The organism is Caballeronia sp. (assembly GCF_028292365.1).
Lineage (GTDB): Bacteria > Pseudomonadota > Gammaproteobacteria > Burkholderiales > Burkholderiaceae > Caballeronia.
The window spans coordinates 1-21022 of the sequence record NZ_JAQGMM010000561.1 but is presented as its reverse complement, the minus strand read 5'-3'; the positions used below and the strand labels follow the sequence as shown (position 1 = coordinate 21022).

Below are 21022 nucleotides of genomic sequence, written 5' to 3'. Positions count from 1 at the left end.
TCTCGTCTGTATAATGCGACCTTCCCTCCCAAGGCCACTTCCCATGAGCAGACTTCTTTGGCTTGCTGCGCTGACGCTTGGCGCAACGCTAGGACCGATGCAAGGCGCGGTGGCCCAGGAACGCGCTCCGGAGGCCGCCCACCAAGATGCCGCGGCCAGTGACGCCAGCGTCGAAGCCACTCATCAGGTCTCCCGGCTGATCTCCGAAAAGTTTGGTGTCGCACGCGCAAAAGCAGAGCAGATTTCAGCCGCGGTCATGTCGGCAGCATCGAAATACTCGCTTCCTCCCGCCCTCCTCCTCGCCATCATCTCCGTTGAATCCCGTTTCAAGGAAAAGGCCCGCGGCTCCAATGGCGCAACCGGGCTGATGCAGGTCGTGCCCGCGGCGCACAAACAACTCGTGCGTAACATCGACCTGACTGAAGCGAAGGCGAATATCGAAGCCGGATCGGCGATTCTCCACGGTTATGTCCAGTCCGCTCGCGGCGACGTGGGCGCGGCCTTGAAGAGCTACGGCGGCTCGAAAGCCTACGCGGAAAAGATCAGCCTGCGAGCCAAGGCATTCGCCCCGGAATTCGGCTCCGGCGCCGCTGCTGACACCGACGCCGACGCGCAAACAGCCGGCGACTGATTTCGGATTCACCCGCAGTCCTCCCACCCGTTCGCCCCCTCTCAACACCCTCTCATTCGCACGGCGTGCCCCCGCACGCGTAGCGCGGACCGTTTTTTGCTTCGCTCATACAGGACACTCCTGGTTTTCAACGGGCGCTAAAGAAGCAAGGAATAGTAAAGTCGCCGTCCCGCGGCCATGCCAGAACACGGTTGACTTCACGTCCGCCTGCTTTCGATTCCCCGACGCGTCACTGGTTGGCTAACCGATCGCCTCACTTTCGAGGAATCCGTGACACGACGCCCTTTCGAAGCGGACCAGGACCAGTTCGCTTTATGGCATCCCAAGCGCCTGCCCACGCACATGCCTGACCAGCGGGTCGTGATTGCGCATCGCGACGCAATGATTGGCGGGTCGTTTGTGCTGCTGCTTGGTTTAAAAGGGCTGGCGGCGCAGCACGTAAAGGATGTGGACGCGCTAACGCTTCTGATTGAAGACTGGCATCCGCAGGCATTGATGATCGATACCCGCCTCGCGACCGGCGAGCACGCCGGTTTCGTGCGCAAACTCAGCGATAACCCGAGCCACGCCGGCACACTGCTTCTCGCATTCAGCAATTTCCTTCCGGAAGATCCGGTCCCGGTGTTGCAGGAAGCAGGTTACGACGGCCATTGTCGCCGTCCCTGTCCCATGTGGCGCATCTCGGAAGTACTCAGCGATTTTTTCGCCCCGAATAGAGCGTCGACGAGTTAATGAGTTAATGAGTTAATGAGTCAGCGCAGCACCAGCTCGCGCAGTTCGTCGATATTGAATGGCTTCGCGAGAATGGTCACCCCGGTGTGGCGTGCGCGCTCGAATTCGTCGGCATACCCGGTCATCAACGCGATCCGCTGCGTGGGCCAGGTGCCGCGCACCTTCTCAGCCAGGTCGATTCCGTTAAGCCGGCCAGGCATTTGTATATCCGACAACACCAGGTCGAAGCGACTGCCTTCGCTGAGCAGGTCGAAGGCTTTGTCGGCGGTGAGTTCGTGACGTACGTCGCAGCCAAACGTAGCGAGTACCGCCGCCACGCCCGCCGCGACTTCCTCGTTGTCTTCCACCAGCAAGATCGAACCAGGATGTAGCGGCGCCGACGCAGCGTTGTCCCGCGAATCCGGCGAATCCAGCGTGACGGGCGCGTCGTCCGGCGCAGTCGCCGTCGCGGCGGACGGAGCGTGGTATCGGGGCAGATAAAGCCGCACGGTCGTGCCGCGCCCCGGCACGCTGTCAAGGCGCGCGGTACCACCCGCCTGCTCGCTTGCCGCCAGCACTTGCGCCAACCCCAGGCCCGTTCCTGAGCCGCTCAGCTTGGTCGTGAACAGCGGCTCGAATGCGCGCCGCGCGGTCAACTCCGTCATGCCCTCGCCGCTGTCGGTGAAGGCCAGCAAGGCATATTCGCCGTCGGGCAACACGTTGTCCGCCGTCACGCGAACGTTCTGGCTGCGGATTACAAAACGGCCGCCACGAGGCATTGCATCGCGGGCATTTACAGCAATATTGATGATCGCAAACTCAAGCTCGGTAGCGTCCGCGCGAACCTGCCACATGTCCGGCGACACCTGCACTTTCACCTGGACCTTCTCGCCAGCGGCCGTTTCGATCAGCCCGGTCGCCGCGGGCAGCCAGACAGCGAGGTCGATCGGCTCCTGCTTGAGAGGCTGCTTGCGCGCGACGCTGAGCAAGCGTCTTGCGAGCGCTTCAGCGCCGGCGGTTGCGCGCTCCACTGCGAGGACTTCCCGTTCAAGTCCATTGAAATTCTTGCGCCGCGCGAGTTCCATATTCGCCGACACCACCATCAGCAAGTTATTGAAATCGTGCGCCACATTGGCCACCAGATTGCCGAGCGCGCCCATGCGCCGCAATTGCCGGCTGGATGCCTCGGCCGAGAGCCGCATGGCGACCTCCGCCCGCCAACGCTCCCATGCGGCCTGTTGCGCTCGCAGCTGGCGCAACGAAAACAGCACAAGCAGCCAGACTGCGACGCACGGCGCCGCCGTAATCACGGCTATCAGCGAGTAGTGCTGCCGCCACTCCGCGAAAATCGCAGCGGTCGGAATAGCGCTCGTCACGTAGAGCGGGTAGTCACCTGCTCGGCGAAACGCCACGACTCGCTCCACGCCATCAATGCTTGAGCGGATCCGAATGCGGCCGAACAGCTCGTTGTTGCGCATGGCGCCGGTGAACGCCGCGTCCCGAGCGTGTGTGATGCCGGGGCGGCTCGGCGGCTCGCGCACAAGAATGCCGCCGTCGCGCCGGAACAAGCCGACGCTCATGCCCGGTTCACCATTCGACAGATCGCGATAGAAGCCTGCGAAATAATCGCGTTTGAGCGCGATCGACACGACGCCCGCAAAACGGCCGTCGTTCAGGCTACGGCCGACACTGGTCGTAAATACATCGTCTTGCTGGATGCTGCTGAGGAGCGGCAGCGAAAAATAGGGATCCGGACGGATAGCGCGAGCCGAGGTGAAGTCGTCTCGGTTGGCGATCGAGACGGTTGGCACGGGGAAAAAGCGGTTGCTGGCGAGCATTTCGCCTTTCACGCCAAAGATGGTGATGCCCGCGACCTGGTCAAACGATTCGCCTATTACGCTCAGGCGGTCATGGATGGCTTTCTGATTCGCGGTGATCTGGGCGTCGTCGCTATCGGCGAGCATTTCCACAATACGCGTTGAGATCTCGCGGTTGAGGTCGAGCACCTTGACGGCTTGTTCGTCGGCGACACGCGCGACGCGGTCGGCGATATCGTTGGATTCGGTCATGCGGCGCTGGTAATCGTAATAACCGTAGCCAAGCAGGAACACGACCGGAAAAAGGATCGATGCCGCCAGCACGACCAGCAGCATTCGCCGGGTCGCGGCGAAATTGCGCAACGGCAATGGCAAGTCAAGTCCGGCGGAATCCGAAGAGTGCAAAGCGTCAGAGCTCCAAGGTTGGGCTCGCTCGCGCCGGGGTTGGTCACGGGGTAGGTCACGGGGTAAATCAATTCGCGCACTTGGATTCTGCCAGCAGCTAGCAAGCAACAGCTGACAACCAGCAGAATCCAAGAGCACCAGACCTAAGACAAGCGAGACACCCAACCCCTTTACTGCGGCTTCGACATTGTCCCACTACCATTTGGCGATGTCGTCGAGTTGCTATTTGCGCTGGAACCATTGCTCTTCATGTTAGGCGTGGCACCTGTGCCTGTTCCCATCCCGCCACCCACTGCATTGCCCCCGGGCGCACTGCTCATTCCTGCCCCGTTGGAGCCGCCAGCATTGGCTCCGCCCATTCCACCGCCGCCTCCCACGCCCGCACCGCCAGCCGATCCCCCGCCCGCTGAACCGCCTCCTGATCCACCACCCGCACCGCCTCCCCCGCCGGCCTGCGCGTAAACACTGCCCGCACCGCCCGACAGACCCAGTACCAGCGCAGATACCAAAATCTTCTTGGATATGTGTTTCATTCCAGCCTCCTTGGAAATACCGTTGAGTGCGTTGCGCAGGACTTTTGTCGCAACGCTCGCTCTCAAGCTAGTGCAAGGGGCATGCCGCACAAGCGGCTGTTCGATAGGCGGTAACGCTTTCCTGACGGGCGTTTCGAGGATCGCGTGCCAGCAGTACTTGTGACCTTGGCCTAGCTTTTGACCAGCTTTTGCTCATCACGCCGATCGATTCTGATCCCGCAAAATAAAAAACCGGGCTTGTCAGCCCGGTTTTGTCATTGCGAGGTAGTTCGGTCTTACCAGCCTTGTTGCTGGTAATAACCTGCCTGCGGTTGCGGGCCGCACGGTACATAAGCACGGCGATAGTTGTCGAAGCAGTATCCCGGCGGCGGGCCCGGCTGGGCGTAGACCGGCTCTGCATAAACAGGTTGCGCGTAGACCGGCTGATACACCGGCTGCGCGTAGACAGGCTGCGCGTACGTCGGCTGAGCCACGGCGGATCCCACCAGCGCACCAATCACCGCGCCGCCCAGCAGTGCGCCAACAACCGCGCCACCGTTCCCGCCACCCCCGTGTGCGGATGCCTGACCTGACACGGCAAGACTTCCGGCCAACACCAACACTGCTGCTACGCGTTTCATTTGAGTTCTCCAGATCCCGTGGTCGGGACTATGGAACTGATCTTATGCGGGTACAGAAGAAATAACTGATGCAGTTGGTAACGGATCATTTCAGCGGATACATCTTCACTTGCCGTTTGCTACCCGCAAAGATCTCGGAAAATCCGCGCGTCCATCACGCTTCGGTCGATGCCCGGCGGAGAGCACGTTCCACCGCGCCGGTCTCGCCGTGTGGCACGAAGATGTAGCCCTGTCCCCAGACCGTCTGGACATAGCGCGGGTCAGATGGATCGGCTTCCAGCAAGCGCCTCAGCCTCCATATGGACACGTCCAGGCTGCGATCCCTATATGTTCCCGCCTGACCGCGCAGCTTCTCGTTCAACTGCGCGCGCGTGAGCACGACCATCTCGTTTTTCACGAAGATCTTCAGCGTCGCGAATTCGCCGGAACGCAATGGCACACGTTCACCGTTGTGACGCAGCTCGCGAGCGGCGAAATCGACTTCGTAGGGCCCAAAGCGGTAAGGTGGCCGGTCCTCCGGCGCACCAGGCGACGCCGCATCGCGACGTCTCAATACCGTGCGGATGCGCGCAAGCAATTCGCGTGGATCGAAGGGTTTGGCCAGGTAATCGTCGGCACCCAGTTCCAGGCCAATCACGCGATCGATTACATCCGAACGCGCTGTCAGGAAAATCACCGGGATGTCGTCCCCGGCCGCACGCAGTTCGCGCAACGCACTGATGCCATCCTGCTCGGGCATCATCACGTCGAGCACAACAATGGATGGCCGCTCGACGTCAAGACGACGTTTAAGGCCTGTACCGTCGTGCAGCACCGAGACTGCCAGGCCGTTGCCTTGCAGATATTCGCGAACGAGGTCGCGCACTACGGGGTCGTCGTCGACGAGAAGGACATGATGGGTCATGCGATTCATTCTAAGACGCCAAAGCGCCTTTTCGCGACACCGATTCCTTTCCGCTTCTTTCATCGAATTGCACGGCAAGCGAGTGATCAAATCATCTGATCAACGCGCTTAGCCGCCCGGGTCAACGCATGCGGGCTCTTCAAGCCGCTTTGCCCGGTCATTTTTGCGGCAGTTTCGGGTAAGAATCGGTAACCATCTTTGAGTAGATGAAAAACCGTAGTTTTACGATGCCAGCTAAAATTTCACCATGACTACCTCTGTATTGATCGTCGACGACGACCTCGCGGTATGCGACCTCCTCAGCCGCTTCCTGAAAGCGCGCGGACTCGACGTTTCCGTCCTCCACGATGGCACCGACCTGCGCCGGCGGCTGGAATATGCACGTCCGTCCATCGTGGTGCTCGACATCATGATGCCGAACATGGACGGCATCGCTGCGCTTCGCCAGGTGCGTGCCGCCGGTGACGACATCCCTGTGATCTTCGTCACCGCGCGCGACAGCGTGACGGACAAGGTGGAAGGGCTGGAACTCGGCGCGGACGATTACCTCTCCAAACCCTTCGATCCGCGCGAACTGCTCGCCCGCATAGACACGGTATTGCGGCGGCGCGCGCCCGCATCAACGGGGCGGCCGGAAGCCCGTGCGAGCGAACGTTTCGGCCGCTTCGAGCTGGACTTCGTCACGCGTGCGCTGGTGAGCGACAACGAGCGCATTCCGCTGCGCGACAGCGAATTCGCGTTGCTCAAGGTGCTCGTACGGCATCCGTACAAAGTGTTGTCTCGAGTGCTGATCCACGATCTCGTGCATCGCGACGACAGCACCTTCAGCGACCGCAGCCTCGACGTGCCAATCTGGCGCTTGCGCAGGATTATTGAGGAAGATCCTGCCAGCCCGCGTCATGTGCAGACGGTGCGCGGCCAGGGTTATGTGTTTATTCCCGATCCCGACGGCGCGCGCAACACGAACTCGGCGGAGCAATCGGCGCCGGCCATGCCGGCACCCTCCACGCCTGATCGCGCGTCAACGGTATGAGACTCTTCGGCACGGCGCGGGGTCACGAGTCGCGCAGCAACCAACGCGTCCGCATTGGCTCAGGTCGTGCCGGGGCGGCTCGCGTCTGGAGCCGCAACCGGTCAGGTCGTGGCAATCCGTTCAACACGCTGTTCGGGCGCATGGCGCTCATTTCGCTGGTCGTGCTGTTTGCCGTGCAGGCCTGCTGGTTCGCGGTGCTCACCGTGCAGCGCCCGCATCACGACGCGGAAGGTTATGCACGTGGCCTGATGCTGGTACTCGCCGCAGCCAATGACGACGCGCGCCAGGGCGTGCGGCTCGCGCCCGCGTTAAGCGTGCAACTGGTGTTGTCCTCGAACCTGCCGGAAGGCATCACGTTGCGCGAGCCCGACAACGGTCCCGTCGTGCATTTGTTGCGTGAATTGCGGAACGTGTTGCCGCCGGGGACGCGACTCGCCGTCGATGGCCCCAAACACGCGCAGCGTCTCTGGGTGCGTTATCCGAACAGTCCGAACTGGATCGTGACGCCGGTCGACTTGCCGCCCGCGCCGCCCATCATGATTGAATCGGTGGGAATGTTGCTGGCCGCCGTGATCCTTTCGCTGGTCGCGGCGTGGCAATTGCAGCGGCCGTTGTCGCGCGTGGCGCAAGGCGCGCGTCAGTTCGGCGCGGGCGAGCGGCCGGTCCCGGTAGACGAGCGTGGACCGCGTGAGCTGCGCGACCTGATCCGCGCATTCAACCAGATGATGCGGCGGATCAACGACGCCGACGATGAGAAAGCCGTCATGCTCGCCGGCATCGCACACGACCTGAAAGCGCCGCTCACGCGCCTGAAATTGCGGGCGAGCGTGCTGGTGCAGGACGACGCCGAGCGCGCACATTTCATTGGCGACATCGACTCCTTGACGCGAATCGTGCAGCAGTTCCTGGAGTTTGCCGCCAACGTACCGACGAGCGGACCGGCTATCAACGTCGACGATTTTCTTGCGGAGCAGTTTGCGCAAGACGAAGCCGGAGACACCCCGCTGTTCCGCCTCGACCTAGGCGCCGGCAATGCGTTTCAGTTGCCGCGTACCTTGCTGGATAGGCTCGTGACCAATCTGGTCGATAACGCGCTGGAACACGGCGCTCCGCCCGTCGACATCACTACGGGCAAGCGCAATGACGAGTGGTTCATCACGGTGCGTGACTACGGCGATGGTATCCCGCCCGAGCGTCTGGACGATGCCCGCAAGCCGTTTGTCCGCCTCGATCCGGCACGCGCGGGCGATGGTCATTGCGGACTGGGACTCGCCATCGTAGGACGCCTCGCGCAGGAACTCGGCGGCCGCTGCGATATCGGCAACGCTGCAGACGGCGGCCTCAGCGTGCGGATTGTCATTCCGATGGCCGAACCTGTCCGCGCGGGTTGCGGCGCGGCTTTACACACCGCGAGCGTGCCCGAAGCCGTCATGGCTTCCTGAACACCGCCTGTTCGAGTTCATCGAAGTTGAATGGCTTCGGCAGTAGTGTCGCGCCGCTCAACTCATCGCCAAGCTCAGCCAAAAGACTCGTGCCGTAACCCGATGCCAGCACCACACGCACGCGCGGCTGCACGCGCTTCATCGCGCGCGCGAGGTCAAGGCCCGACATGCCGGGCATGCGGACATCGGTGAGCAGGACATCGAATAATTGCTGCGCGATCACGTCTAGCGCGGCCTGCGCACTGTCCACCGCCAGCACTTTCGCGTCGAGCAACTCGAGCAGCTCGCGCGTCGCTTCGCGGGTGTTGGCGTCGTCCTCTACGATCAGGACGCGCAGCGGCTGAGGCTGAGGCTGGGACTGAGGCTGAGGCTGAAGCGCTGGGTCCGGCGCGTCCGGCATATCGGGTGCCTCATACACCCGTGTGCGGAACATCCAGCGCACCTTGCGGGCGAGCGCATCCCGCCGATACGGCTTGCTGATCAACGCCACGCCCGGATCAAGCCGGCCACCGTGCACGATCGCGTTTTCGGTATATCCCGACGTAAACAGCACCTCCAGCGCCGGCAGCATGTCCTTCGCGCGCCGAGCCAGTTCGACGCTGCGCATGGGTCCCGGCATCACGACATCGCTGAACAGCAAATCGACGTGCACGCCACTCTCGAGCACACTCAGCGCGCTCTGGGCATCCACGGCTTTCAGCACCTGGTAACCCAGCTGGGTCAGCATGTCCACGGCGGTCGCGCGAACGTTCGCGTCGTCCTCGACCACCAGGATCGTTTCCGTGCCGCCCGTGACCGGATCGTTCGCGGCTTCCACGCGCACGGCCTCATCTTCCATCGATCGCGGCAGATAAAGCTTGACCGTCGTACCGTGGCCCGGCTCGCTATAGAGCTTGATATGGCCACCGGTCTGCTTCATGAAACCGTACGCCATGCTCAGGCCCAGGCCCGTGCCGCGGCCTTCGGGCTTGGTCGTATAGAAAGGCTCGAAAGCGCGCGCGAGAGTTTCCGGCGTCATGCCGCAACCCGTGTCGGAGACGGCAACCATGACGTACTGGCCGCTCGCCAGATCGTCGTGATGGCGCGTGTACTCGTCGTCGAGCATCGCGTTGCCCGCCTCTATGGTCAGGCGGCCCGAGCCGTCCATCGCATCACGTGCGTTGATCGCCAGGTTCACGATCACGTTCTGCAAATGATTCGGGTCGGCAAGCGTGTTCCAAAGCCCGCCCGACACCACCGTTTCCAGCTCGATGGTTTCGCCGAGCGCGCGGCGCAGCATGTCGTCGGAACTGCGCAGCAGCCGCGAAATATCGAGCGCCACCGGTTCAAGCGGTTGCCGGCGCGCGAACGCCAGTAATTGCGACGCGAGCTTCGCGCCGCGCTCGACCGCTTCATGTGCGCAGGTGAGGCGCCGCGTCAGGGCTTCGTTGCCGTTCGATTCCTGCACGGCGAGTTGCAGGTTTCCGCCAATCACCTGCAGCACATTGTTGAAATCGTGAGCTACACCACCGGTGAGCTTGCCGACGGCTTCCATTTTCTGCGATTGCGCCAGCGCAGCCGCCGTTTCGCGCTGCTCCGCCTCAATCGCTCGCAACGCCCTGGACGCCTCTTCAATCCGCTCCTCCAGCGTCTCCCGATGCGTCTCCAATGCCTCGCTCAAACGCTTTTGCTCTTGCAGCGCGGCATCGAGCGAACGTACGCCGAGCACGCGCTCGGTGATATCGCGGGAAATCGACACCAACCATTCCACTCCGCCCGGTCCAGTCACCGGCGACACCGAGATGTCCCAGTATTTCGGCGTGCCTTTCGCAGTCGGGCAAAGCGCTTCGAAGCGCGAATGACGGCCTTGCCGGGCGCTATCCATCGCTTCGATCAGCAGAGGCCGCGATTCTTCGGGCCACAGCGACGCCCACGACTCGCCCTTGAGCGGCGCGAAGTCATCGATTTCCATCAGGCAGATGCCGTTGGCATTCATGAATTCGAGCGTACCGTCGACCCGCAGGATCTTGATGCAATCCGTGCTGCCGTTCAGCACACTGAGGAAAAAACCGCCGGAATCGAGCGTAAAGGCTGGTTTGTCGTCGGACTGACCATCAGTAGCTGGCACGCTTTCCGGCTCGGGAGCGGCCGGTATGGCGCCATGAAAACCGAACGGCTTGTCGGCAGGTGCCACTGGGTCGGGCTGCTGGACCGGCGCCGGAATACTGTACGCACCCGTGTCGTCGAGACGTGCGATCACGGGATCGGGACTAGCTGAGTCGGTCATGAATCCGGGCACTGGAGAGAGAACGGCGAGGACAGCGCGAGGCGTTTTTTCAAGTCGATGCGCTGCGACGTGATCGGGAATAGAAAGCAAGCATTGCGCCAGTGCGGGAGAATGGGGCCACACTGGACTGCACGCACGGCTGAGGCTTATGCAGCGCCCGCTTCATGCGGGCACTGCCCCGCGGCGTTCACACGAAGCGTGTAAAAAGCAACCCGGCGACGGGTAGTTATTGCGTAGCTATTGCGTACTAGCCTGTTCCCGGATGGGTTCAGCGTGATATCGAAGACACCGGTACAGTCCATTACCACGCGAAATTTGCTGGCCGGACAGGGCATGAAAGGACGGGGGTCGGGCCGTTCAAACATCACGACCACCGTGACAATGCACGTCCTTGAATCAGGAAATGGAGTCGCCGTGCGCGCTTCTTGCTCACCCAAAGACTTCGCTCCCCGGTTGCGCGGCGCCTGTCACGGCCGTCACGCCGGATCGCAGATCGACCCATTCTCGTCAAGTGTTTTTCGACGCGCGTAATTCTCGTCATGGATAACCCGCCGGGCGCGCTGCGCCACGGCAAGATGGAGACGCCTCATGCCTCAAGCCACGACGCAGGCCGTTCAATCGCCACGCTTTTCCTCCCCGTTTGCCGCAGCCGTCCACGAAGGCCTCACGCACGCGCCGCAAAAAGAATTGCCATCGATGTATTTGTATGACGAGGTTGGCTCCGCCTTGTTCGAAGTCATCACCGCGTTGCCGGAATACGGCGTGACGCGTGCTGAAGAGCGCGTATTGAACGCGCATGCCGCCGATATCGTGGCCGCGTTGCCGCGCAATGTGACCGTTGCTGAGCTCGGCAGCGGCAGCGGCCGGAAGACGCGGCGAATCCTGGAGGCGCTGTGCAAGAAGCGGCCGACCGAATACTGTCCAATCGAAATTTCGCCTACCGCGTTGCAATTGTGCCGGCGGGAGTTGGGCGATATCGAACGGATTTCAATCGTGGGCTACGAGCGCGATTATCTGGCGGGGCTGGCGGAAGTCAGTGCCAACCGGAAGGACGGCGAAGTGTTACTCGTGCTGTTTCTCGGCAGCACGATCGGAAATTTTGCGCGGCTGGCAGCCACGCGGTTTTTGAAATCGATTCGCGGCATGCTCAAACCGGGCGATTCGTTGTTGCTCGGGATGGATTTGCTCAAGCCGCTCGATGTGCTGATTCCGGCATATGACGATCCAATTGGCGTAACGGCTGCGTTTAACCTGAATCTGCTTGCGCGGATCAATCGCGAACTGGATGCGGACATTCCGCTGGACGCGTTCGAGCATCTTGCGCGCTTCAATCCCGACGCTCGCAGCGTGGAAATGCATTTGCGTGCGAAGCGTCCGGTGAGGGCAACTATTCGCGCGGCGGGATTGACCGTGGAATTCCTTCAGGGTGAGACGATCTGGACCGAGAGCAGCCATAAGTATCTCCCCGGGGAGGTGGGGCCATTGGCTGCGGATGCGGGATTCGAATTTACGAAGCAGTGGCTGGACGACGAATGGGGATTTGCCGAGAGCTTGCTGGTGGCAAGGTAACGAGATTCATTACTCGTGATGGATGTGCGGCGGGAATTGAAGGCAGCGCCCCGGGGGTTGTTTGAATCCCCGTGGCGCTGCCGTTTTTAATCCGACGTTTTGCCTCGACGATTCGATTCAAGCGCGAGCTGAGGTTTGTCACAATGGACGGCCAATCGCCCGGTGGATTCCGATTGGGTAAGCGACTCATTAGTAAGCAAGCGGCGAAAGCACGCTGCCAAGGCGATTGAGTCCATCGCACCGTGCGACGCATTTGCCGCCGGCATGCGTCGCTCACCCTTTCAGTGCTGCTCAAACCGCTCAAACCGCTTCTCGATATACCGCTCCTCACTGACCAGATCCGTGACGCGCGCATGCGGCGGCCCTCTGCGCAGCCATTCGAGCATCAGGTCGACTTGATTCGCCGGTCCCTGGATCATGGCTTCAACCGATCCGTCCTCCAGGTTGGCCACCCAGCCGCGAACACCCAGCGCATGCGCCCGGCGCACTGTCGCATGACGGAATCCCACCCCTTGCACCAACCCCTTTACGTGCACGTAATACGTCTCTATTCGAATATCCAGGTCTGGACTCGGCATGTTTGCTTCTCCCGATTAGTGCTGATTCGCCACGCCGCCAGATGGGTGCCGAAGGCACACCCCGGCGAACGCCATCAGGCCGCATTTTAGACAAGACCGGCAAAACCGGCAGTGCGCATGGGATTACCGAGATCATCCAGCACGAAATCACGACCAAAGCATTGTTGCGCCCTCACCTCAGCCGGAACGGCTGTGCACCCTCGGCCGTGTCGCTACTCCCGCGCCGCGCCACCGCTTCGCGCGGCAACGTCACTTCGAATACCGTGCCGCTCTCCGCGTCAGAGCGTACTTCCACGCGCCCGCCATGCATCAGCGCTATCTCGCGCGTGATGTAGAGCCCAAGTCCAAGCCCGCCCGTTTCCTGCTGCGGCCGCCCCGACCGATACGGCGCAAAAATGGTCGGCAATACATCGACGGGAATCTCGCCCGCGTTTTGCACGCTGATCAGGACATCGTCGGCAGCGTCGCCGTTCAGACGCACCTGAATGGCCGAACCGTCACGCCCATGAGTCAGCGCGTTGCCGATCAAATTGGAAAACACCTGCGACAACAGATCGCCATCGCCCTGCAACAGCGTATCGCCATCGCGGAAAATGAAGATGCGGCCTTTACCCACCCGGGCTTCGTATTCTTCAACGATATTCTTCGCCAGCGTCATCAACTCCACTGCCCGCGGCTGCAGCGTCACACGCCCGCCACGCAGCCGGGCGAGATTGAGCAACTGGTCGACCATACGCACCATCCGCATGCCGCTGCTCTTGATGCGCGTGCCGATATTCGCGACGTTCTCATCCGGCACGAACCGCGCAAGATATTCCGCCGATGCAATCACCGCCGACAGCGGCGTACGCAGATCATGGCCGAGCACAGCCATGAGCATTTCGTTGGCGTCGAGAAGTTGCTGCACGGTCGCCAGTTGCGTGGCGAGCTGCTGCTTCTGCTTCTCGATCTGGATGAACACATCCACCTTCGAATTCAGGATCCGCGAGTCATACGGCTTGTACAGGAAGTCCACCGCGCCCGCTTCATAGCCGCGAAACGTGCGCCCGGTGTCCTGCGCGGTCGCGGTCAGGAAGATGATCGGCACATGCGCGGTACGCGGACTGCCGCGCATGAGTTCGGCCAGTTCGAAGCCATCCATGCCAGGCATGTTGACATCGAGAATGGCGAGCGCGACTTCATGCTTGAGCAACAGTTCGAGCGCGGCCGGCCCCGATCCTGCCGCAAGCACCGAGATGTCCGGCCGCGCGAGCGAAGCTTCCAGCGCAGTGATGTTGTTCTGCACATCGTCGACGATCAGGACGTAAATGGGCGGCCTGAGCGACTGCCTGGCAAGTTGCCTGATGTGTTCCATTAGCGGAGTTCCATTAGCGTGTCAGCTCCAGGTCAATCGCGTTGGCGGCGCGGGTTCGCCACCATGGCGCCCAAGCGTGCGGCCATGACGTCGAGCGTAAGAATGTCGTGCACGCCGCCGCGCGCGATGGCGCCAAGCGGCATGGCGTTGGCCACCGCGGTATCCGGGTCCTGCGCCCAGCAGCGCCCGCCTGCCCACGAGATCGCAACCAGCCCGCGCGCACCGTCGTCGTTGGCACCGGACAGCACGACGCCGAGCAGCGTATCGGCAAAACATAGCGCCGCCGATTCAAACAAAACATCCACCGATGGCCTCGAAAACCTCACGGGCGGATCGACGGAAAGGGAGATCGTGCAGTCAGGCTCGACCAGCATGTGATACCCCGGCGGCGCCACATAGATCGTGCCGCCGGTGATCTCGTGCTTGTCGTCAGGCTCAACGACCGGCAGTTTGCAACGCGCGGCAAACAGCGCGGGCAGCAAGCTGGGCGGGTCGCTCCTGACATGCACGACCACCAGCACGGCAGGGCGAAAATTGGCCGGCAGCGCAGGCAGAACGTGATTCAACGCCTCGACGCCTCCCGCCGATGCCCCAATCACAACGGCTTCGATTGCATCGAGATAATCGATCGATGGTGTCATCGCTAGACCTTTTGATACAAACGCTCGCGCGCATCGAAATCGGCGAAACTGCCTGCGTGTTTTGAGAACCGCAGGCTCTCTTTGCTGCCCAGCCCAAGAAATCCGCGCCGTACCAGCGAGTCGCTGAACAGGCCCAGCGCGCGGTCCTGCAACGCACGGTCGAAATAGATCAGCACGTTGCGGCAAGACACGAGATGCGCTTCGAGAAACACGCTGTCGGTGGCGAGGCTGTGATCGGCGAAGACCACGCGCGACTTGAGAGTCTGCGAAAATTTCGCCGCGCCATAAGCTGCGTGGTAGTAGTCGGAGAGCGAGCGTTTGCCACCCGCCGCCAGATAATTCTGGCTGAAACTTGCCAGCCGATCCAGCGGGTAAATGCCATTCTCGGCCTGGCGCAAGGCGTCAGCGTTGATATCGGTGGCGTACAAAACCGTACGGTCCGCAATGTTCTCTTCGGCGAACAGAATCGCGAGCGACCACAATTCCTCACCGCTGCTGCAGCCCGCCACCCACACCTTGATGGATGGATACGTCTGCAGGATCGGCACGACCTGCTCGCGAATGGCGCGGAAATACGGCGGGTCGCGGAACATCTCGCTGACCTGCACCGTCAGGTACTGGAACAAGCGCGAGAACAACGTGGCGTCCCGGAGAATGCGCTCCTGCAATTGCGACAGCGTCGCATAGCCCAGATCGTGCAGCGCCTGCGTCAGGCGCCGGCGCAGCGAACTCACGGAGTAATGACGGAAGTCGTGCTGATACTTCAGATAAACGGCTTCGAGCAACAGCTTCAACTCGATGTCGAAGACCGCTTCTTCCGTGTTCTTCAGGGTTCGATGTGGCATGACGAATCCTGGCTATCGTTGGCGCAACCAGACTCGACACAGCGACACCAGCTTGTCGACGTCGATCGGCTTCGAAATATAGTCGTCCGCCCCTGCTTCCAGGCACTTCTGGCGATCACTCGCCATCGCTTTGGCGGTCAGCGCGATGATCGGCAGCCGCGCATGCTCGGGGTTCTTGCGGATCTCGGTCATGGCGGTGAGCCCGTCCATTTCCGGCATCATGATGTCCATCAGCACGAGATCGATCTGCGGATGGCGGGCAAGCGAATCGAGCGCCTCGCGGCCATTACGCGCGATTTCCAGCTTCGCCCCCAAGGGCTCGATCACGTGCGACAGCGCGAAGATATTGCGCACGTCGTCTTCGGCCAGCAGGATCGTGCGGCCCTCGAACACGTCGTCGCGCTGGCGCGCCGCGCGCAGCATGCGTTGCTGCTCGGGCGGCAACGCGCTCTCGACGCTATGCAGGAACAACGTCACTTCGTCCACCAGCCGTTCCGGCGACTTCGCGCCCTTGATGATGATCGACTTGGAATAACGACGCAGGCGTTGCTCCTCGTCCGGCGACAACACGCGCCCCGTGTACACGATCACCGGCGGCGACGCATGCTCCTGCGACGTCGATACCCGTTCCAGCAAGTCATAACCTGAACCATCCGGCAAGGCCAGGTCCATCACGATGCAATCGAAGGTGACGCGGTTCATCTGCTCGAGCGCCGCTGCAATCGTCCCGGCTTCCACGATCTCGACCGTCGCGCTCTTGAGCAGTGCGTGGATGCTCTGGCGCAGCACGGGGTCGTCCTCGACCACCAGCACGCGCCGCGTGCCTTGCGCCGAGCGCGCTTCGAGCTTGCGGATCGCGCCGGCCAGCGTGTCGCGTGCGCTTGGTTTGAGCGTGTAGCCGATCGCGCCGAGATGCAGCGCGACATCGGCATGATCCGTCGATGAGACGATGTGAATCGGAATGTGCCTTGTGAGCGGATCATGCTTGAGCCATTCGAGCACGGTCAGGCCCGACTGGTCGGGCAAGCCCACGTCGAGCAGGATGCCGTTGGGCTGCAAGGTGCGGGCCAGTTCGACGCCTTGCGACGCGGTTGTCGCATGCACGAAGTCGAATTCGAGTTCATGCGCGAGGTCGTGCAGGATGTGCGCGAAACGCAAGTCGTCTTCAATCGCGAGGATCACGCGGTCCGGGCGCTTGCGGTTGGCGCGGTCATCGGCTATGGGTTGCGGCGCCGGGAAGTTCGCAGTCGGCGCGCGCCAGGACGACGGCTCAGGAGAAGAAGCCGATGCCATTGCCACGAGATGCGCGGGCGCGTGGTTCTGCACGAGGGCGGCGCTGTCGTTCGCGGCAGCGGCCATAGCCGTATTCGTCGGCGCATCGTTTGCCGCGGCAGTCTCCGGCTCGCTCATATGCCCGATCACATCGAGCTTCGCGGTTACCGTGCCTTCACGAACAGCCAGCGGCAGCGTGACCGAAAACACGCTGCCCCTGCCCGGCTCGCTCGAAACACTCACTGAACCGCCGAGCAACCGCGAGAATTCCCGCGATATCGACAAACCCAGTCCGCTGCCGCCGTACTTGCGGCTGGTTGTGCCATCGGCTTGCTGGAACGCCTGGAAAATGAGGTCCTGCTTGTCGCGCGCAATGCCGATGCCCGTATCGCGCACATCGAAACGCAACGCGTTTTCATTGTTGTCCGCCTTGTGCGCCGAAACGGTCACCTGACCCTGCTCGGTGAACTTGAACGCGTTCGACAACAAGTTGCGCAGGACTTGCTGAAGCCGCTGGTTATCAGTGACGAAATACTCCGGCACGCCTTCCGCGCGCTCCGTCACGAACGTCAGGCGCTTCGAGTCGGCGATCGGTGCGAAAGATTGCCGCAACGACTGCAACATCCCGTCGATAGCAACAGGCGCGAACTGCACGTCCATCTGCCCCGCTTCGACCTTCGACAAATCCAGGATGTCGTTGATGAGCGACAGCAAATCGCTGTTCGACGAATGAATGGTCGCGGCGTAACGCACCTGTTCGTCGGAGAGATTGCCGTGCTTGTTGTCCTGCAAAAGCTTCGCGAGAATCAGCGAACTGTTCAGCGGCGTGCGCAACTCGTGCGACATGTTCGCGAGGAATTCGGACTTGTACTGGCTCGCGCGCTCCAACGCCAACGCGTTCGATTCCAGTTCCTTCTGCGCGCGCACCAGTTCCGTTTTCTGCCGTTCGAGGTGCTGCGTGTATTCCTCGAGATGCACGTTCGTCTGCTCGAGCTCGGCCTGCTGCGTTTCGAGCCGCGCCTGCGTTTCCATCAACGCGCGGCCGCGCTCCTCGAGCTCTTCATTCGATACCCGCAACTCTTCCTGCTGAACCTGCAATTCCTCGCTCTGACGCTGCGTTTCCTCCAGCAACTCCACCATCCGCGAGCGATACTGCGCCGAGCGCAGCGCCATGCCCATCGCTTCAGCGGCGTTTTCGAGCAACTCGCGGGTATCGTCCACCGCGTTTTCATCGCCGATAAAACCTACCTCCAGCACGCCGATCACGTCGCCATCGGCCATCATGGGGGCGATCACGCAGTGGCTCGCAGGCGCCGATGCCAGCGCCGAGCCCACCCTCAGGAAGCCCGATCCCGCACCCCTGACCTCGATCACCCGCTTCTCGTCGAGCACTTGCCCGAGCAGTCCCTGGCCCCGCGCGATCCGCTGCGGCACGTCGCTTTCGGCAGGCAGCGCCCACGCCGCGATGCGCTCGAGCGCATTGCCTTCACGGCTATACAACACGGCGACATGCGCCCCGACGTACGGCACGAGCGAGCGAAGAATGCCGTCGCCAACGGCAGCAGGGACAAGATCGCCGCGCATCTGCAAGCCGATCTGGACTTCGCCCTGCTTGAGCCATGCGCTGCGTTGCAGGTTCAGCCGCGTTTTGATATAGAGATGCCCCACGCCGGCAAGCACGAACATCACGATCACGCCGATCACGCGATTGATTTGCAGCGCGATCGGGCCGGTGAGCGCGTCGGCGTTGGTGAGGATATAACCCGTGAACATGAGCACGGAGGCCACGCCGGCGGTGATGAACGGCATGTTGGGCCGGTCGACCCACATGCACAGCGCGACCGGCAGCATGTAGAACACCCAGATGGCCACACGCAGCGGCGTGAGCCAGTCGACCGCAAAGACGATCAGGAGCAACATCGCGATCGCGAAGTAGAGCCACACGGATCGATTTCGACTGTCTATGAACATTGGCTAAAGACTTTTCTTTAAATTTTGGTGACGGTGAACTTAAGTAGCACCGGACCATAGCACGAGCCGCAAGCCCTTGTCACATATGGGCTGGCGGCGAATAGAGACGCTTCGGAAGACGCGCAACTGTTACCTTTGCAAGACAAAAAGAGGCAAAAATGACTGACCCGTTAAGTGGGTTCGCCCGTGGACGCGTGCTTGTCACCGGCGCATCCGGATTCGTCGGATCGGCGGTGGCGCGCATCGCGCGGAGCCAAGGTTTTGATGTTCGCGTAGTCATACGCAAGACCAGTTCCCGGCAGAACCTCGAAGGTCTCGACGCTGAAGTCGTGATCGGCGACATGCGCGATGAAACCTCCATGCGGGCTGCAATGAAGGGCGTGCGCTACTTGCTCCACGTTGCCGCCGACTACCGCATCTGGGCACGCGATCCGGGCGAAATCGAGCGCGCGAACCTGGAAGGCACCGAGGCGACCATGCGCGCAGCGCTGGCCGAGGGCGTCGAGCGGATCGTCTACACGAGCAGCGTCGCGACGCTGAAGGTGAGTCCGGCGGGCGATATCGTCGATGAAACCAAGCCTGCTCAGGCCCATCAGACCATTGGCGCGTACAAACGCAGCAAGGTGCTGGCGGAGCGCGCGGTCGAGCGTATGGTCGCAAACGACGGCTTGCCGGCGGTGATCGTGAACCCGTCCACGCCAATCGGTCCGCGCGACGTCAAGCCGACGCCGACCGGGCGAATCATCGTGGAAGCGGCGACGGGCAAGATCCCCGCTTTCGTCGATACCGGCCTGAACCTCGTCCATGTTGACGACGTGGCGAACGGCCATTTGCTGGCGCTTGCGCGCGGGGTGATCGGCGAGCGCTATATTCTCGGCGGCGAGAATTTGTCGCTGCAGCAGATGCTGGCGGACATCGCCGGCCTCGCCGGACGCAAGCCGCCGACCATCAAGCTGCCGCGCGGCCCGCTGTATCCGCTTGCAATCGGCGCGGAGCTTTATGCCAAGTTCAGCGGCAAGGAGCCGTTTGTTACTGTCGATGGCTTGAGGATGTCGAAGAACAAGATGTACTTCACGTCAGCGAAAGCGGAACGGGAACTGGGGTACAAGGCACGGCCGTATGGCGAAGGCCTGAGTCACGCGCTGGACTGGTTTCGCGCGAATGGCTATCTGAAACGATGAAGCGAAATGAAGCGATGACGTGCACCGCGCAGTGCCTGTTGTTTTGATGACATTTTTAGCGTCGCACACGCATTTTGTTACAACGTGTGGAGACGTTGCGCGGTACGCAGCAGTTAAAATCGCAGGTTCGATGCAAGGCTAGCAAGGCAAACAACGCATGAACTTAACCGACCAGCTCGGCGCGCTGGAATCAAGCCTCGATGAGCTGATTCTCGCCGCCGCTTCTATTCCGGCTTCTCCCGACTCTTCCACTGCTTCTGTTTCTTCTGCGTCTTCTGTTGGTGACGCCGCTGTTGAACCGGCGGTTGAAGAACGACCGCCCGTGGCTTACGAAAAGCCCACGCTGAACGTTTCGCGCCCTGAAAAAAACCTCATCGCGATGACAATTAACGGCGTGACCGTGCCGTTGAGCCCCGAAGGGGTATCGGAGTTGATCGAGGAATTATCGAACGCGCGCGCTTCGATGGACGTCGAACAACCGAGCGGCCTGCCGAATGGCTGGAAATTTGTCGCGACGAAAAACCCGGTGATGGCCACGCAACGTTATGCGAACGGTGACCGTTTGTTGGTGCTGCGCCATACCGGACACGGCTGGGTGCCGTTCTCTTTCTCGCCCGATACGATCATCGAGATGTATGCGCTGCTGACAAAGCGGTGAGTTGAACCGTATGGGTGAAGCTGCCCTTACGGTTCATCGTCACTTTCGCTCAAGGCGCCTGGACCCGCGCCTTCCACTGCCCGCCTTTCCCGCGCCAGAACCGTATGGCCGAACCAACGGTTGCGCTGACATAAAACAGCGCGATCACCGGCAATAGCGGCGCCCAGACTATGGAGCGGCCGTAGTAGCGCAACATGGGTGCATAGGCGCAACACATCGCGATCCAGGCGAGCCATGCCGGCCAGCCCTTTGCACCCAGCGTCAACGCAACCACCGGCGGCGCGAGATAGATCACGCACATTGCCAGCACCGTTCCGACCAGCAGCACCGCCGAATAGCGCAACTGCGTGAACGCCGTGCGCGCGATCATGTTCCAGATTTCGCGCCAGTCATCGTAAGGCCGCAGCGATTCACTATCGGCGGCAAGATCCAGACGGATCGGCCGCGCTGCGTTCACGCCATTACGAAACTTGATGCGCGAAGCGAGGCTGCAATCGTCGATCAGTTCGCCACGAATCGATTCCATGCCGCCCGCCTCCACCAGCGCCGCGCGCCGCACCATCATGCAACCGCCGGCGGCCGCCGCCGTGC

At 61.7% G+C, this 21022-nt stretch carries 18 protein-coding genes; 7 read left to right on the top strand and 11 right to left on the bottom strand.

The features are described from left to right. Positions 1-13: 13 nt before the first annotated feature. Together JWR14_RS33135 and JWR14_RS33130 are read left to right on the top strand one after the other, a co-directional pair. The gene (locus tag JWR14_RS33135) at positions 14-631 is read left to right on the top strand and encodes a lytic transglycosylase domain-containing protein (RefSeq protein WP_299717879.1); all 618 of its coding nucleotides are present in this window, start codon (positions 14-16) and stop codon (positions 629-631) included. A 270-nt stretch (positions 632-901) separates the two neighbouring features. Beyond that, a complete protein-coding gene (locus JWR14_RS33130) occupies positions 902-1363 on the top strand; it encodes a hypothetical protein (protein ID WP_299717877.1) in 462 nt (153 codons plus the stop codon). 20 nt (positions 1364-1383) lie between these two features. Here JWR14_RS33130 and JWR14_RS33125 read toward each other — a convergent pair whose 3' ends face one another. The 4 genes from JWR14_RS33125 to JWR14_RS33110 form a co-directional block, all read right to left on the bottom strand. Then, positions 1384-3495: a hybrid sensor histidine kinase/response regulator gene (locus tag JWR14_RS33125; protein ID WP_299717919.1), complete on the bottom strand. Its 2112-nt coding sequence runs from the start codon at positions 3493-3495 to the stop codon at positions 1384-1386. Between the two features lie 239 nt (positions 3496-3734). Further along, positions 3735-4097: a hypothetical protein gene (locus tag JWR14_RS33120; RefSeq protein WP_299717875.1), complete on the bottom strand. Its 363-nt coding sequence runs from the start codon at positions 4095-4097 to the stop codon at positions 3735-3737. A gap of 275 nt (positions 4098-4372) precedes the next feature. Further along, positions 4373-4717 carry a hypothetical protein gene (locus tag JWR14_RS33115; protein WP_299717873.1) on the bottom strand — a complete coding sequence of 115 codons (345 nt, stop codon included), beginning with the start codon at positions 4715-4717 and terminating at the stop codon, positions 4373-4375. A 154-nt stretch (positions 4718-4871) separates the two neighbouring features. Further along, complete coding sequence (locus tag JWR14_RS33110; RefSeq protein ID WP_299717917.1) at positions 4872-5621, bottom strand: response regulator; 750 nt, start codon at positions 5619-5621, stop codon at positions 4872-4874. Between the two features lie 247 nt (positions 5622-5868). On the opposite strand from JWR14_RS33110, the gene JWR14_RS33105 reads away from it, so the two are divergent. Next, on the top strand, positions 5869-6654 hold the full coding sequence (locus JWR14_RS33105; protein ID WP_299717871.1) for a response regulator: 786 nt from the start codon (positions 5869-5871) through the stop codon (positions 6652-6654). A gap of 140 nt (positions 6655-6794) precedes the next feature. Continuing rightward, a complete protein-coding gene (locus tag JWR14_RS33100) occupies positions 6795-8096 on the top strand; it encodes an ATP-binding protein (protein WP_299717915.1) in 1302 nt (433 codons plus the stop codon). On the opposite strand, the gene JWR14_RS33095 is transcribed toward JWR14_RS33100, so the two are convergent. Beyond that, positions 8083-10362, bottom strand: a complete 2280-nt coding sequence (locus JWR14_RS33095) for a response regulator (protein WP_299717869.1) — start codon at positions 10360-10362, stop codon at positions 8083-8085. The two genes, JWR14_RS33100 and JWR14_RS33095, sit on opposite strands and share 14 nt — an antisense overlap. 588 nt (positions 10363-10950) lie before the next feature. Between JWR14_RS33095 and egtD the strand changes: the two genes are divergently transcribed. Then, positions 10951-11931 (top strand): L-histidine N(alpha)-methyltransferase, encoded by a 981-nt coding sequence (gene egtD / locus JWR14_RS33090; RefSeq protein ID WP_299717867.1) that lies wholly within the window; start codon positions 10951-10953, stop codon positions 11929-11931. 281 nt (positions 11932-12212) lie between these two features. Here the strand turns inward: egtD and JWR14_RS33085 are convergent, their stop codons facing one another. The 5 genes from JWR14_RS33085 to JWR14_RS33065 form a co-directional block, all read right to left on the bottom strand. Further along, on the bottom strand, positions 12213-12509 hold the full coding sequence (locus tag JWR14_RS33085) for an acylphosphatase (RefSeq protein ID WP_031362405.1): 297 nt from the start codon (positions 12507-12509) through the stop codon (positions 12213-12215). A gap of 172 nt (positions 12510-12681) precedes the next feature. After that, the gene (locus JWR14_RS33080) at positions 12682-13863 is read right to left on the bottom strand and encodes a hybrid sensor histidine kinase/response regulator (RefSeq protein WP_299717864.1); all 1182 of its coding nucleotides are present in this window, start codon (positions 13861-13863) and stop codon (positions 12682-12684) included. A gap of 32 nt (positions 13864-13895) precedes the next feature. Then, positions 13896-14504, bottom strand: coding sequence for a chemotaxis protein CheB (locus tag JWR14_RS33075; RefSeq protein WP_299717862.1), 609 nt, complete (start codon positions 14502-14504; stop codon positions 13896-13898). A 2-nt stretch (positions 14505-14506) separates the two neighbouring features. Beyond that, positions 14507-15349 (bottom strand): CheR family methyltransferase, encoded by an 843-nt coding sequence (locus tag JWR14_RS33070; RefSeq protein WP_299717860.1) that lies wholly within the window; start codon positions 15347-15349, stop codon positions 14507-14509. A gap of 12 nt (positions 15350-15361) precedes the next feature. Next, positions 15362-18541 carry a response regulator gene (locus JWR14_RS33065; RefSeq protein ID WP_299717913.1) on the bottom strand — a complete coding sequence of 1060 codons (3180 nt, stop codon included), beginning with the start codon at positions 18539-18541 and terminating at the stop codon, positions 15362-15364. 209 nt (positions 18542-18750) lie between these two features. Here JWR14_RS33065 and hpnA point away from each other — a divergent pair, with 209 nt between their 5' ends. Together hpnA and JWR14_RS33055 are read left to right on the top strand one after the other, a co-directional pair. Continuing rightward, a complete protein-coding gene (hpnA, locus tag JWR14_RS33060) occupies positions 18751-19773 on the top strand; it encodes a hopanoid-associated sugar epimerase (protein WP_299717858.1) in 1023 nt (340 codons plus the stop codon). 157 nt (positions 19774-19930) lie between these two features. Then, the gene (locus JWR14_RS33055) at positions 19931-20431 is read left to right on the top strand and encodes a hypothetical protein (protein WP_299717856.1); all 501 of its coding nucleotides are present in this window, start codon (positions 19931-19933) and stop codon (positions 20429-20431) included. Positions 20432-20480: 49 nt separating this feature from the next. On the opposite strand, the gene JWR14_RS33050 is transcribed toward JWR14_RS33055, so the two are convergent. Then, positions 20481-21022: glycosyltransferase (locus JWR14_RS33050; protein ID WP_299717854.1), on the bottom strand; the 542-nt coding region annotated here is incomplete at its 5' end.

Excerpts from the sequence above, each read along its gene's own strand:
- egtD (WP_299717867.1), top strand. The coding sequence starts at position 10,951 with ATGCCTCAAGCCACGACGCAGGCCGTTCAATCGCCACGCTTTTCCTCC.
- JWR14_RS33135 (WP_299717879.1), top strand. The coding sequence starts at position 14 with ATGCGACCTTCCCTCCCAAGGCCACTTCCCATGAGCAGACTTCTTTGG.
- JWR14_RS33115 (WP_299717873.1), bottom strand. The coding sequence starts at position 4,717 with ATGAAACGCGTAGCAGCAGTGTTGGTGTTGGCCGGAAGTCTTGCCGTG.
- JWR14_RS33110 (WP_299717917.1), bottom strand. The coding sequence starts at position 5,621 with ATGACCCATCATGTCCTTCTCGTCGACGACGACCCCGTAGTGCGCGAC.
- JWR14_RS33085 (WP_031362405.1), bottom strand. The coding sequence starts at position 12,509 with ATGCCGAGTCCAGACCTGGATATTCGAATAGAGACGTATTACGTGCAC.
- JWR14_RS33080 (WP_299717864.1), bottom strand. The coding sequence starts at position 13,863 with ATGGAACACATCAGGCAACTTGCCAGGCAGTCGCTCAGGCCGCCCATT.
- JWR14_RS33100 (WP_299717915.1), top strand. The coding sequence starts at position 6,795 with ATGGCGCTCATTTCGCTGGTCGTGCTGTTTGCCGTGCAGGCCTGCTGG.
- JWR14_RS33095 (WP_299717869.1), bottom strand. The coding sequence starts at position 10,362 with ATGACCGACTCAGCTAGTCCCGATCCCGTGATCGCACGTCTCGACGAC.
- JWR14_RS33055 (WP_299717856.1), top strand. The coding sequence starts at position 19,931 with ATGAACTTAACCGACCAGCTCGGCGCGCTGGAATCAAGCCTCGATGAG.
- JWR14_RS33120 (WP_299717875.1), bottom strand. The coding sequence starts at position 4,097 with ATGAAACACATATCCAAGAAGATTTTGGTATCTGCGCTGGTACTGGGT.
- JWR14_RS33070 (WP_299717860.1), bottom strand. The coding sequence starts at position 15,349 with ATGCCACATCGAACCCTGAAGAACACGGAAGAAGCGGTCTTCGACATC.
- JWR14_RS33105 (WP_299717871.1), top strand. The coding sequence starts at position 5,869 with ATGACTACCTCTGTATTGATCGTCGACGACGACCTCGCGGTATGCGAC.
- JWR14_RS33125 (WP_299717919.1), bottom strand. The coding sequence starts at position 3,495 with ATGCTGCTGGTCGTGCTGGCGGCATCGATCCTTTTTCCGGTCGTGTTC.
- JWR14_RS33065 (WP_299717913.1), bottom strand. The coding sequence starts at position 18,541 with ATGTTGCTCCTGATCGTCTTTGCGGTCGACTGGCTCACGCCGCTGCGT.
- hpnA (WP_299717858.1), top strand. The coding sequence starts at position 18,751 with ATGACTGACCCGTTAAGTGGGTTCGCCCGTGGACGCGTGCTTGTCACC.
- JWR14_RS33075 (WP_299717862.1), bottom strand. The coding sequence starts at position 14,504 with ATGACACCATCGATCGATTATCTCGATGCAATCGAAGCCGTTGTGATT.